At 32.1% G+C, this 13,740-nt stretch carries 10 protein-coding genes; 2 read left to right on the forward strand and 8 right to left on the reverse strand.

Annotation, left to right across the window (positions count from 1 at the left end; translation table 11 throughout):
- From ABJD66_RS00195 to ABJD66_RS00215, 5 genes are all read right to left on the reverse strand, one after another.
- On the reverse strand, nucleotides 1-2,267 hold a 2,267-nt coding region (locus tag ABJD66_RS00195), incomplete at its 3' end, for an ABC transporter permease (RefSeq protein ID WP_348126874.1).
- A 29-nt stretch (nucleotides 2,268-2,296) separates the two neighbouring features.
- A complete protein-coding gene (locus ABJD66_RS00200) occupies nucleotides 2,297-4,654 on the reverse strand; it encodes an ABC transporter permease (protein WP_348126877.1) in 2,358 nt (785 codons plus the stop codon).
- A gap of 52 nt (nucleotides 4,655-4,706) precedes the next feature.
- A complete protein-coding gene (locus ABJD66_RS00205) occupies nucleotides 4,707-5,408 on the reverse strand; it encodes an ABC transporter ATP-binding protein (RefSeq protein WP_013620748.1) in 702 nt (233 codons plus the stop codon).
- A gap of 114 nt (nucleotides 5,409-5,522) precedes the next feature.
- The gene (locus ABJD66_RS00210) at nucleotides 5,523-6,773 is read right to left on the reverse strand and encodes an efflux RND transporter periplasmic adaptor subunit (RefSeq protein WP_100894549.1); all 1,251 of its coding nucleotides are present in this window, start codon (nucleotides 6,771-6,773) and stop codon (nucleotides 5,523-5,525) included.
- A gap of 14 nt (nucleotides 6,774-6,787) precedes the next feature.
- Nucleotides 6,788-8,134, reverse strand: a complete 1,347-nt coding sequence (locus ABJD66_RS00215) for a TolC family protein (RefSeq protein ID WP_348126882.1) — start codon at nucleotides 8,132-8,134, stop codon at nucleotides 6,788-6,790.
- Between the two features lie 214 nt (nucleotides 8,135-8,348).
- Here ABJD66_RS00215 and ABJD66_RS00220 point away from each other — a divergent pair, with 214 nt between their 5' ends.
- Together ABJD66_RS00220 and ABJD66_RS00225 are read left to right on the forward strand one after the other, a co-directional pair.
- A complete protein-coding gene (locus ABJD66_RS00220; protein ID WP_348126885.1) occupies nucleotides 8,349-9,719 on the forward strand; it encodes a sigma-54 dependent transcriptional regulator in 1,371 nt (456 codons plus the stop codon).
- Nucleotides 9,709-11,058: an ATP-binding protein gene (locus ABJD66_RS00225; protein WP_348126888.1), complete on the forward strand. Its 1,350-nt coding sequence runs from the start codon at nucleotides 9,709-9,711 to the stop codon at nucleotides 11,056-11,058. Before ABJD66_RS00220 ends, ABJD66_RS00225 begins: the two co-directional genes overlap by 11 nt.
- Before the next feature lie 74 nt (nucleotides 11,059-11,132).
- Here ABJD66_RS00225 and ABJD66_RS00230 read toward each other — a convergent pair whose 3' ends face one another.
- From ABJD66_RS00230 to ABJD66_RS00240, 3 genes are read right to left on the reverse strand one after another with little or no spacing between them, the layout of a single operon-like run.
- Complete coding sequence (locus ABJD66_RS00230) at nucleotides 11,133-12,293, reverse strand: hypothetical protein (RefSeq protein WP_348126891.1); 1,161 nt, start codon at nucleotides 12,291-12,293, stop codon at nucleotides 11,133-11,135.
- A 59-nt stretch (nucleotides 12,294-12,352) separates the two neighbouring features.
- Complete coding sequence (gene arfB / locus ABJD66_RS00235; RefSeq protein WP_348126894.1) at nucleotides 12,353-12,757, reverse strand: alternative ribosome rescue aminoacyl-tRNA hydrolase ArfB; 405 nt, start codon at nucleotides 12,755-12,757, stop codon at nucleotides 12,353-12,355.
- A gap of 3 nt (nucleotides 12,758-12,760) precedes the next feature.
- The gene (locus tag ABJD66_RS00240; RefSeq protein WP_348126897.1) at nucleotides 12,761-13,732 is read right to left on the reverse strand and encodes an ABC transporter ATP-binding protein; all 972 of its coding nucleotides are present in this window, start codon (nucleotides 13,730-13,732) and stop codon (nucleotides 12,761-12,763) included.
- Between the last annotated feature and the right edge of the window lie 8 nt (nucleotides 13,733-13,740).

A 13,740-nucleotide genomic window follows, 5' to 3' on the forward strand; every position in this document is an offset into this window, starting at 1 on the left:
TAATATGCTATTGGAGATGCAATTACAAATGCAACCAATACCAACTTTAAAAAATCTTTGGTTAATAATTGTACAACAGATTTTACACTGGCACCTAAAACTTTACGTATCCCAATTTCTTTCTTCTTTTGCTCTGCAACGTAAGACACTAAACCAAACAATCCTAAACAACTAATTAAGATGGCCAAAATACTAAAGGCTATAGATATTTTAGATAATTTTTGCTCTTCTGCGTATAACCTTTCTGTTTCTTTATCTACAAAAACATACTCAAACGGTGCATACGGATTCACCTTTTTCCAGTTGGCCTCTAAACCGCTCAAAACACTTTTTATGTTGCTGGTTTCTAACCTTGCAACGATCCAGTCTGGCTCTGTTTCACTATATATAAGCATAGGAGAAATTGCCTGTTTAAAATCTTCAAAATGAAAATTCTCTGTTACACCTACTACTTCATATTCTTCTGTTTCACTACCATAACTACTTATAATTTTTGCTGCTAAGGCGTTTTCTATATCAATATTAAAAGCCTTTAGCGTTGCCATATTTACTAATATACCTGTGGAGTCTGTTGCTCTAAGCTTACGACCTTTAATAATTTTAGTGCCAATTGTTTCTAAATAATTAGGAGTAATACCATTGTAATATACAGAAGTTAGGTTATCATCATCCTGACTAGGTAAACGCATTGCCAAATCGCCCATAATAGATCTAGATGGATAATTGTTACTCCCTGTAACAGAACTAACACCAGGTACTCCTTGTAACTGTGATTGTATGGCACTATAGTTTTGTTGTAATTCTTGGGTTCCTAAACGTATAGCTAACAAATTGTCTTTGTTAAAGCCTAAATCTTTTTGCTTGGCAAACTTTAGTTGTTGTGATACTATTATAACACTTACTGTTAAAACTATTGATACTACAAACTGAAAAACAACCAAACCACGCCTTAACAAACCATTATTAGACTGTAATTCTGTTGCCCCTTTTAGCACTTTAGATGGCTTAAAAGAAGACAATACCAATGCAGGGTAAATACCTGCTATTAAACCTGTTAACAAACCCATAGATCCCAACAATAATAAAATTTTAAGGTTTAGTATGTGTTCTGGCTCTATGTTGCCACCTGTTAATACATTAGCTACCGGAAGCAATAATAAAACTATAGGTATGCTAATAAATACTGCTAAAAATGCAATTAAAATAGACTCACTTAAAAATTGCTTTACCAAAGAACTTTTTTGCGCTCCAATGGCTTTTCTTACCCCTATTTCTTTTGCTCTTTTACTTGCCCTTGCAGTACTTAAATTAATAAAATTTACACAAGCAACTAGTTGTACTATAAAGGCTAAAAATAGCAACGCATACAAATACTCAATGTTAGAAACTTCTTCAATTTGCTTGTCTATTCCTTTAGAATGTAAATGAATATCTGTAACAGATTGTAGTAACAATTTTTTATCAAACCCCATATCTGCTAAATCGTTTCCTCCACGATCTAATATAAACTGCGGCAACTTTTTTTCTAAACTAGCCTTACTAACATTGGCACCAAGTTTAATATAAGTATATGCAAAGTTTTGTGTTGCAAAATTAGTTATGTTATTAGCATATTCACCAATACCAGGCGAGTTCATACACAGTATGTAATTAGGATTTAAGTGAGTTGGGTTAGCTGGTTCATTAAAAACTCCAGTAATGGTTGCGTTAAATTGATCTTCTCCTGCACCAATAACCAATGTTTTATTTATAATTTGATTTTCATCTTGAAATAATTTTGAAGCTAATTTTTTAGATAAAACAATACTATTTGGCTTTTCTAAGGCTGTGGCTAAATTACCTTCTGCAGCTGTATAATTAAAAAATTTAAAAAAAGTAGAATCGGCTACATACCCCTTACTCTCATAATAACTTTGGTTATTTTTAGGGTTACGAATAAGTGCTTCTTCTCCAGACCCAAAATAAACAACTCTACAAGCATCTACCACCTCAGGAAAATCTTCTTTTAAAGCAAAAGCTATTGGCGGACTACTTGTAGCTACGTCTGCATTTATACTGTTATTGCCTTTTGTTTTTATTTTAGTACGTATTCTGTATATAGAAGCTGCATCTTTATGTTGCGTATCATATCCAAATTGTGCATTAACATAGGATATTATAATTAAACAACATATTGTACCTACAGTAAGACTAAGAATATTTATACCTGTTTGTAACGGATTTTTTTTAAGACTACGCCACGCTATTTTTAATTGATTTTTAAACATAACTTTTTATTTTTTTGATTGATGATGTGTTACTCTGTACGCAAGCTTTTTACAGGGTTATTTACAGCTGCTTTTATTGCCTGAAAACTTACAGTTAACATAGCAATTGTAATGGCTCCTAAGCCTGCCAAAGCAAACATCCACCATTGTATGTTTATGCGGTAAGCATAACTTTGTAACCAGCTAGACATTGCCCACCAAGCCAACGGTATGGCTATAGCAATAGACAAGAGTACTAGCCTAATAAAATCTTTAGAAAGTAGGTTTACTATATTAGCTACGCTAGCTCCTAGAACTTTACGTACACCAATTTCTTTACTTCTTTGTTCTGATGTGTATGCGGCTAAGCCAAACAAACCTAAACAAGAGATAAGTATGGCCAATATTGCAAATAGTTTAGATAATGTGCCTACCAACATTTCGCTTTTAAACTTTTGGTTAAATGCATCGTCTACAAACTCATACTCAAACGGAAAAGCTGTATTGTTTTTTTGCATAACACCTGCCATTGCTGCTATTGCTTTTTTAGTATCTGCAGATTTAGCAATACGCACATACATATATTGTGCCTCTGTAGGTGCGTTAAGAAAAATTACAGGATCGCTCTTCCCGTACATATCACCATATAAAAAGTCTTTAACTACACCAACAACATTGTATTTGTCTTCTCCAAAATAGATGCTTTTACCTACTGCAGATACTGGGTCTATTAGTTTGGCAAACGACTCTGTTATTATAAAATTTACACTGTCTAGTTCTGGTTTTTGTTTAAAGTTTCTTCCATCAATAACCTCCATACCTGCAGTAGAAAGAAAATCTGAATTTATATACCTAAATGATATAAGCATTTCATTGTTTTCATCTGCCATACCAGACCAAGTTGCTCCAGACCCATTATTACCTATAGATAATGTGTTGTAACTGTTTAAACCTACATTACTTATTAAGCCAGAGGCAAGCATCTGTTGCTTTATAGCAGTATAATTTTTAACCATATCACCCCTTACACTCATTGTAACAAGGTTTGCTTTATTATACCCTAACTGTCTGTTTTTTACATGTTGTACTTGCTTATATACCACTATAGTGCATATTATTAATATTATTGATGCTGCAAATTGGGTTACCACAAGGCCTTTTCTAATAAAAACAGATCCTTTTTGGTTGCTACTAATACCTTTTAAAACTGTTACAGGTAAAAATGAAGACAAATAAAATGCTGGGTAGCAGCCTGCAAAAACACCACAAAAAACAGTTATACCAAGTAAAACTAACCAATGTATAGGGTTGGCTAACCCCATTACCAATTGTTTTTCTATAATGATATTAAATTGTGGCAATACTAAAAATATTAGTAATACGCTTACTAATGTAGCTATTGCAGAAATAACTAAAGATTCTGTTACAAACTGAAAAATTAAACGTTTGCGACCAGCTCCTAAAACTTTACGCACACCAACCTCATTAGCTCTTTTAGCACTACGTGCCGTAGAAAGATTCATAAAATTAATACAGGCAATTATTAAGATAATCCAAGCAATTACAGAGAATAAATTCACATACACTATTCTACCACCAACTTGCACTCCGCCTTCAAAATTATCACGTAAACGCCAGTCTAGCATACTATGCATAAAGGCATAAGTATCACTATCTTCTACTTTTGTTTGTAAAAACTTTTTTACAGCTGTATTTACAACTGCTGCATCTACTTTTTGGTCTAATTGTATATACGTGTCTACAGAGTTATTTCCCCAAGCATTTAAATAATCTTTGTCTTTAGCGTATGCATCAAAAGACGCTAGCCAATCAAAATTTACAGTAACATTTTTAGGAAAATCTACAACAACACCTGTAACGGTGTAACTGTATTTATTGTCTAGTTCTATGGTTCTACCAACCGCATTATTGCCAGCTCCAAATAATTGTGATGCTGTTTCATTGGTAAGTATTATGGCGTCTGTATCTTCCAATGCTGTGTTTGCATCTCCTTGTATAAATTCTAGACTAAAAATGTCTAAAAAATCTGAATCTACATAACTCCCTTTTTTATATAAAGATTTATCTCCTTGTTTAAAAAGGCGTTCTTCATCTCTATACCTAGTAGCATTTATAATTCCAGGAACTTCCTTTTTTAAAGCTTCTGCTAAAGGTCCGGGAGTAGAAGTAAATGTGCGCCACTCACCATTATATTGTTGGTTTGTTGGCAAGTAATACACCTGTTCTTTATTAGGAAAAACTGCGTCGTAGTTTACCTCATCTTCTACCCATAAAAAAATAAGACTGGCGCAGGTAATACCCATTGCTAATCCAAAAATATTGAGAAAACTATAGCCTTTATTTTTTAATAGACTCCTAAACGCAATTTTAAAATAATTTTTGAACATGGTGATTGGCTATTTTGATTGATTGATGATTTTGATTGATGATGAACTCTACTTATTTTGATGCCACTGCCTCAAAAGGTTTGTTGTGACTTTCGGTTACTATTTGGCCGTCAAAAAGGTTTACTACTCTGTGTGCGTAGTGCGAGTCTCTGTCTGAGTGTGTTACCATTACTATTGTTGTGCCTTCTTGGTTTAACTCGGTTAACAGGTTCATTACCTCTATTCCGTTTTTAGAGTCTAGGTTACCTGTTGGCTCATCTGCAAGTATTAGTTTTGGGTTTGTAACTACTGCTCTGGCAATGGCTACACGTTGTTGCTGACCACCAGATAATTGCTGCGGAAAGTGTTTTTCTCTGTGTGCAATTTTCATACGCTCTAAAACTTCTGTTACTTTTTGTTTGCGTTCTGCTTTGTTCATTTTTAAATAGATAAGTGGTAGCTCTACGTTTTCAAAAACGGTTAGTTCATCTATTAAATTAAAGCTCTGAAAAACAAAACCTAAGTTACCTTTACGCAAACCTGTACGTTGGTTTTCTTTTAAGCCTCCTACTTCATGGCCTGCAAATTGGTAACTACCTTCTGACGGATTGTCTAACATACCTATTATATTTAGTAAGGTAGATTTGCCACAACCTGATGGCCCCATTATAGCAACAAATTCTCCTTGACCCACATTTAGGTTTACACTGTTTAGTGCTAGGGTTTCTACTTCTTCTGTTCTAAAACTTTTTTTAAGGTCTTTAATTTGTATCATTTTGTTGATTGATTTTTTAATGTGATTATATCTTGTGTTAGGGATTGTAGTGTAAATCCTTTTTTATTTTTCTTAAAAAAGATTGCAACGTAAAGCCCGCCCGTAGGGAACACCCTATTTTAAAACTATTTTTTCTGCTTCACCAAAAGTGTCGTAATTAGAGGTTATTACTTTTTCACCAGCTTGCAGCCCTTCTAACACTTCGTAATATTTAGAGTTTTGTTTGCCTATTCTAATGTTACGTTTTAATGCCTCTGTACCATCTGGGTTTACTACAAAAATCCACTGGCCTCCTGTGCTCTGAAAAAAACTGCCTTTAGATACTAAAAGTGCATCTGATGAGGCTCCTAATTGTAGTTTTACATTAAAGCTTTGTCCTGCACGTATATTTTCTGGTTTTTCTGCTGTAAATACTAAGTCTACCTTAAACTTACCGCCACGAACCTCTGGGTACACTTTACGCAAACGCAGGTTGTATGTTTTACCGTTACGCTCAAAAGAGGCGTTTAAATCTCTTTTTACACGGTCTATATAATGCTCGTCTATTTCTGCTTCTATTTTATAGTCTGTTAGTACGTTTATTTGTCCTATACGCTGACCTTGGTTTATGCTTTGACCAATTTCTGCATCTAAAAACCCTAATTGACCATCTGCTGGCGCACGTACATTTAAATGGTCTAAACGCTCATAAACCATAGATAAAGTTTTTTGCATTCTGCTTAAATCTGTATCTAAACCTGCAAGTGATGTGTTACGCATTTTATCATCTTGCTCTGTTTGTATTTTTACAATGTTGTGCTGTTTTAAAGATAACTCGTAATTTTCTTTTGCGGTTAAAAATGCTTCTTTAGATATTAATCCGTCTTTATATAGCTCTTGGTTTTGCTCGTAATTACGTTTTAAACGTGTTAACTCGTATGATGCTGTTGCTAAAGACTTACGCCCTTCTACTTGCCTAGAGTCAAAGGTTAATTTGGTAGATCTTAAATCGTTTTGTTTTAGCGCTAAGTTACTTTCACTAGCTAAAATTTGTTCGTAAAGGTTACTGTTTTCTAGCTTTAGAATAATGTCGCCTTTTTTAACCATAGCGCCTTCTTCTATCAGCTTTTCGGTTACTCTACCACCTTCATAAGCATCCATATAAATAGTTGCTATTGGCGCTGCGCTACCGTTAATGGTTATGTAATCGTCAAACTTACCTTGTGTAACTGCACTTACAGATAGTTTGTCTTTTTCTGTTCTAAAGGTAGACACAGAACTGCTCCATATTATTTTATATGCTGCAAAAGCTACTACTAGCCCAATTGCAATATATGCGTAGTGTTTTGGGCGTAATCCTTTTTTCTTTTCTAGTTGAATATCCATCTATATTGTTCTTATTAGTTGATGTTAAATACTGGTAATCCGTTGTAAAAATCTAGTGTACTTTGGTTTACTTTTAATCTTATTTGCACTTGTAAATTCTCGTTTTGTGCTGTGGTATACAGTACTTTTGCTTGGTATAGCTCTACAGCAGAAATCATTTCTTTTTCGTACTTTTTTTGTGCTATAGAAAAACTTAGTTCTTGTGCTTTTAACTTTTTTAAGCTCTGTAAATTTTCTACTTCTAAAGCATTTTTTTCTTGTACCAATTGTTGTATTAATTTGTACAACTCTTGTTCCTGAATTTTTAAATTATTTTCTGCTTGTTGCAACGCTATTTTTTGTTGTTTAATTTCTGATCTGCCAGACCATTTATTGCTAATAGGAATGTTCATAGACAAACCTATAGACCTAGATGCGTTGTCTCTTATTTGGTTTTTAAATGATATTATTTCGTTAGTAATATCGTCTACATTGGTTTCATAATAACCTGTGCCATAGCCTGCAAATAAAGATAATGACGGGTACAAACCTCCTTTTGCAATAGCTACTTGCTTTTGAGCTGCCTTTACTTTTAATTGCCCTGCTTTTATACTTGGCAAAAATGTTTGCGCCTTACTATAAACTGTATTGGTTTGCAGCGTAGTATCTGCTACTTTTTTTAGGTCTAAAGCATCTGCTTTTAAGGTTATGGTAGACACATTTTCTAAATTCATTTCTTGTATTAAATTTAGTTTAGCTGCTGCCAATTGGTTTTCTGCTTGGGTTACGGCTAACTTATCTGTTAACAAAACAGATTCTGCCTCGTACATATCTGCCTGTGCAATTAAACCTAACTCTAATTGTTTTTTTACAAATGCATAATTTGTATCTGATATACTTACTTGCTCTTTAGCAATTTTTAAAGCGCCTTGAAAAAAACGAATATCATAAAAGGCAGACATTACTCTAAATGCCAACAAATACTTTTGCTGTTCTGCATCTTCTTGTACTGCTTTATAAATGTACTTTGTTGCTTTTATACTATTTATTCTCTGAAAACCTCTAAAAATATCTAAAGAAGAATTTAAATTGTAATTGTTAGAGAAAAAATCTGTGTCTATTATATTATTGTTATTTGGATCTACAGATCTACCATATCTAATATCATAACTTGCAGAACCGTTTATACTTGGCAGCAAATTACGCACAGCTTGCTTGTGGGTTTCTTTGCTTGACGCAACTGTATATTCCTGATTTTTTAATTCTAAATTATGCGTAACAGCATAACTTATACACTCATCTAAAGACCAACTTTGTTGTGCACTACTTGGCAAGCTTACCAACAGTACTAAAAATAGAATATGTTTAATTTTTACGTTCATAATTTTTATTGTGTGCCAAAACTAAAGCCATTGTTATGCCAAAAACACAATGTATTGATTTACAGTTGATTAAAAGTTTTTGAGTGATAAAACTAAAATACAAGTGTAAAATATATATACAAATAATGTCTAATTTTTTTACACTTATAAAATTGTAATGTATAACATTTGTAGTTTTAATGCATAAACCTTCCTCAACCCAAACAACTTTATAATGCAAAAAGGTAAAGTATTAATTGTAGATGATAACAAAAGTGTACTAAGTGCTTTAGAAATTTTATTACAGTTTGAATATGAAAAAGTAGATACCTTAGGAAATCCTAACTTATTATCTTCATTTGAAAATTTAGCTGATTACGACATTGTTCTTTTAGATATGAACTTTTCTGCCGGTGTTAACACTGGTAATGAAGGTTTGTATTGGAATAGAGAAATTAAAAAACGTGCTCCGCATATTTCTGTTATTATGATGACAGCGTATGGCGCAATAGACCTTGCGGTACAAGCATTAAAAGAAGGCGCTACAGATTTTATTTTAAAACCGTGGAATAATGACAAGCTACTAGCCACATTAAAATCTGCTTACCAATTACGTAAATCTCAAAAAGAAGTTTCTAAACTAAAAGAAAAAGAGAGTTCTTTAAAACAAGTTATTAATCAGAATAAAAACTACATTATTGGTAACTCTAAAGCATTAACTTCTGTATTAAACTTGGTGCAAAAAGTAGCTAAGACAGATGTAAATGTGCTAGTTACTGGTGAAAACGGTACAGGAAAAGAATTAATTGCAAGAGAATTACACAACCTATCTGACCGTAAAAATGAGGTTTTTATTGGGGTTGATATGGGCTCTATATCTGAAACCTTGTTTGAAAGCGAACTTTTTGGCCACACAAAGGGTGCTTTTACAGATGCCAAAGAAGATAGGGCTGGTAAGTTTGAAGCTGCAAATGGTGGAACTTTATTTTTAGATGAAATTGGTAATCTTAGCTTACAAACCCAGGCTAAATTATTATCTGCAATACAAAACCGTGTTGTAGTGCGTGTAGGCTCTAATAAACCAATACCCGTAGATATTAGGTTGGTTTGTGCTACAAATTGTAATTTAGAAAAAATGGTTGCAGATGGCTTGTTTAGAGAAGATTTACTTTACCGTATAAACACCATACACGTAAAAGTACCTGCACTTAGAGAACGAGATGGAGATATACTTATTTTAGCAGAATTCTACTTAAACAAATTTATGTCTAAATATGGTAAGCTTGGTTTGCGTATAAATAACCAAGCACAAGAAAAATTACTTGCTTATAGCTGGCCTGGTAATATTAGAGAGTTACAACATACTATGGAAAGAGCTGTTATTTTATGCGATGGAAATGTGCTTAAACCAACAGATTTTATTTTAAACGAAAAAGGAACTCCTACCTTAGACACCGCAAATGTTACTTTGTCTGAAATGGAATTATTACTTATTAACGATGCTTTAAAAAAGCACGATGGTAATTATAGTGCCGCTGCAAACCAATTGGGCATATCTAGGCAAACATTATATAACAAAATTAAAAAGACAGGAAATGGCGAGTAAAAGCTTCTATTTTCAATTAGTGTTAAGGGTTGTTTTTATTACACTTTCTGCTGTTGGACTAGCCTATTTTGGCTTACAAAAAAATTACATAGTTTCTGGTGCTTTTTTTATAGCATTGATTTTGCTTACCGTTTTTTTAATTAACTATGTAAACCATACCAACCGTAAAATTGCCTATTTTTTTCAGTCTATAAAAAATGAAGATTTTACACTACGTTTTCCTGAGTACGAAAATGTAAAATCTTTAAAAGAACTAAATCGTAGTCTTAATATGCTTAATGCTATGATACATAAGATACACGTAAAAAATCAGGTTCAGGAGAAATACTACCAGGAAATACTAAAACACGCAGACATTGGTATTTTAACTATAAATGATAAAGGACATATACTTTTTGCCAACCCTAGAGTAGAACATTTGCTAAACTACAAACCACTAAACCACATTAAGCAATTGCAACAGGTAGATACTAATTTGTATAATTTATTTGCCAAACTAGAGCCTTTTCAGCGTAAATTAATAGAGTTAACTAACGAAAGAGAAAAAATACAACTAACCTTAAAATCTACTACTGTTACACTAGACAATAAAAATTTATTACTAGTTGTAGTACAAGATATACAAAGAGAATTAGAAGAAAAAGAAGCAGATTCATGGGAAAAACTTATACGAGTTTTAACCCACGAAATTATGAATACTATTGCGCCCATAACATCAATATCTGAGTCTATTTTAAATTATTACAAAAAAGAAGACGGATTAATATCTCTTGAAGAATTAACCGAAAAACACATACAAAACACCTCTAAAGGCTTAGCTGTAGTAAAAGAACAAGGTAATAACCTAATGGACTTTGTACAGAGTTACCGTAGCTTTTTAAGTATTCCGGCTCCAGACAAAAGCTTGGTTAAAGCAGAACAATTAATACATAAAGTGTTTGTTTTAATTGATCAAGAAAACCAGAATACCAATATTAATTTTGCTTCTAATTTAACTACAGAAAACTTAGAGTTTTTTATAGATGAAAAACAAGTAACACAAGTACTTTTAAACTTATGTAAAAATGCAGTACAGTCTATAGGTGAGCAAAAAAACGGAAGCATAACGGTTACCGCTGGTATTACAGATGAAAAAGAAAAATTTATTACCGTTGCAGATAATGGCCCAGGTATACCACCAGAGTTAATAGATGAAATTTTTATTCCGTTTTTTACAACCAAAAATACAGGAACCGGAATTGGACTTAGCTTATCTAAACAGATCTTAAGATTACACGGCGGAAGCTTAAAATTAAGAAGTACTCCAAACCAAGAAACTGTTTTTACGCTGTTGTTTTAAGTAGGATATTACCCTCTTTTAAATAAGTAATTAGATGGTATAAATAATTTCTGTTTTAACCTCTTATAAGATTATCAATCATAATTATTTTTTTCTAGTTCATTAGTAAAGAAATCATCAAATTCTTTAAAATGTATTTGAAACACATTTTCTATTGTATACTTTAAACTTTCATCCGATTCACCACTATTTAATAGTTTAAATAGCCCTTCTTTACCATATTTACTATAAGCTAAATGACATAAAAAAGCACCTGCTGAATACATTATTGATGACTTTGAACCAATAATTGTATGCCTTTTATCTTCATCAAATAAATATTCTCCTATACTTATTTCTTTTGTAGATATATACTCTTGTAATAACTCTATATGCTTTTCATAATTTAACCCCATAGAGCCACCTTTATATGTAGCAAAGCCTTCGTCAATAACTGAATGAATTTTTGGAAATTTCTTATTTAAATAAATATGTGTTACCTCATGTGCATAAAATTCGGTGTCGTTTCCTGAGAAAAAAATATTTTGATAGGAATAAGCAAGACCTCCAATTTTTTTTGTATAAAACATCATATCAAGATAATCATAGCCTAAAAGGCTATATATCTCATTAGTATTTTTACAAATTATATATTTATAATTAATTTTTTCTTGCTCTAAAAATATAGATAAATCAGTTTCAAATTTTTTCTGTTTATCTATGTTTTCATAATTAAGAATTCGTTCTCCTGAATAATAATAAGTTATGTTGTCAATTTGTATTTTTTTCCACTTACTTAAATTATCTGATATTACATTTTTAAAAACGAAATCACCCTTATCATTTTTAATCGCATAAACATTATATACATAATCTAAAGAAAAAAAACCTTCTGGTTTGCCTATAACCGCTATTTTTATTTGATATTTATCTAATGCTATTTTTTGTAAACCAACTACCGTAGGTTTATATGCTGGATAATTATTATTTACAGTAGTATAAAGATCATGGTATGGATAATCAAATATTAATGTGTCATTTTTATCCCAAAATTTACGGTAATCGATAAATTCTTTTGAGTTTATACAATCTTCTAATTTCTTAATAATTATTTTATTTTCCTTCTGAATATCTGAAAATGCCATAACGCCATAATCAACATTAATTACCCTTCTAACTTCTTTGTTTTTTTCATTATTAGTTTTTGAAGAACAAGAGAGTAATAAAAACATAAAAATTACAGATAAATACTTCATGAAAATTAAGTTTGCGGTAATAAATATTGTTTCAATTTTTAAACTAGCAAATGAATTTATTATTCTAAACTTGGCTTTTTACGATTTGCTTTTTTTAAGGCCGATTTCTTTTTAGTGTTCAATCGTTTTTCAATAGCAGATCTAGATGGCTTTGTTTTTTTACGCTTTTTAGGGACAATTAAGGCCGACTTTACTAGCTCTAAAAAACGTTTTATAACCAAATCTTTGTTTTTATGCTGACTCCTAGAATCATCACACTGCAACAACAAAACATTTTCTTTTGTGAGCCTGTTACTTAATTTTAGTAACAGTCGTTCTTTTTCTTTATCTGTAACTGCCGTAGAGTTTTGCAAATCGTACGTAAGCTCTATTTTGGTAGAGACTTTATTTACGTGCTGGCCACCAGCACCACTACTACGCACTGCTTTAAACTGTAATTCTTGTATTATTTGTGCTGAATTCAAAATCTACTCTAGCCTTTTATTTATTATATCTAATGCAACATTTAAAAATATACTTTTACCAACCTCTATGCTGTTGTTGTGCGTAAAGAACAAGCTTTGCTCATCAGTTACACCTTCCATTAAATAATAAGCTCCCATTGCGTAGCAATTAATTACACGTACCTGTATTCCTGAAGTTTCAGACACTTTAAACTCATGTGCATATACAATAATGTCTTTTTTTACATCAGTGTGTTCTTTAATTGCTGAAACAGGTACAAGGTTTGCCTCTGCAAATAAACTAGCCACATATAATGACTTTGGATTGTTGTATAGGTCTTCTGTTTTTTGATTTGCTAAAACAACTTGATCTTTTACAACTAATATCCTATCTGCAAATGGCAACACTTCTTTTTCATCATGGGTAGCAACAATGCACGTAATTTTTTTACGCTTTAAGTAACTAAATAACCTTCTGCGTAAACTATTTTTTCTAAAATTATCTATGTGGCTAAAAGGTTCGTCTAACAATAACAACTCTGGTTCTTGTGCCAATACCCTAGCCAATGCCACACGCTGTTGTTGTCCACCACTTAATAACTTTACTTTTGTTTTTGCAAAGCTTGTCATTTCTACCATTTCTAAAAGCTCTTCTGTTCTAGCTTTTAATTCCTCTGGATAAAACACAGATAAATACTGACTCACATTTTCTTCTACCGTAATAAAAGGCATTAAATCAAAATCTTGAGACAAGTATTTCATATACTTTTCTCCCGGAATTAAATTGTAATCTGGACCTAAAACCTGGTTTTCTTTCCAAAAAATAGTCCCTTCTTTTAACTGAAGAAGTCCGTATATAATTTTTAAAAGTGTGCTTTTTCCACTGCCACTTTCTCCTAAAACTGCTAAGTATTCGCCTTCATTTACTGTAAAGTCTATGTTTTTTAGAACTGGCGTTGTATTATATGAAAATGATATATTGTTTACGTGTAACATAAATAGAT

This window comes from Cellulophaga sp. (genome assembly GCF_039943695.1).
Classification (GTDB): domain Bacteria; phylum Bacteroidota; class Bacteroidia; order Flavobacteriales; family Flavobacteriaceae; genus Cellulophaga.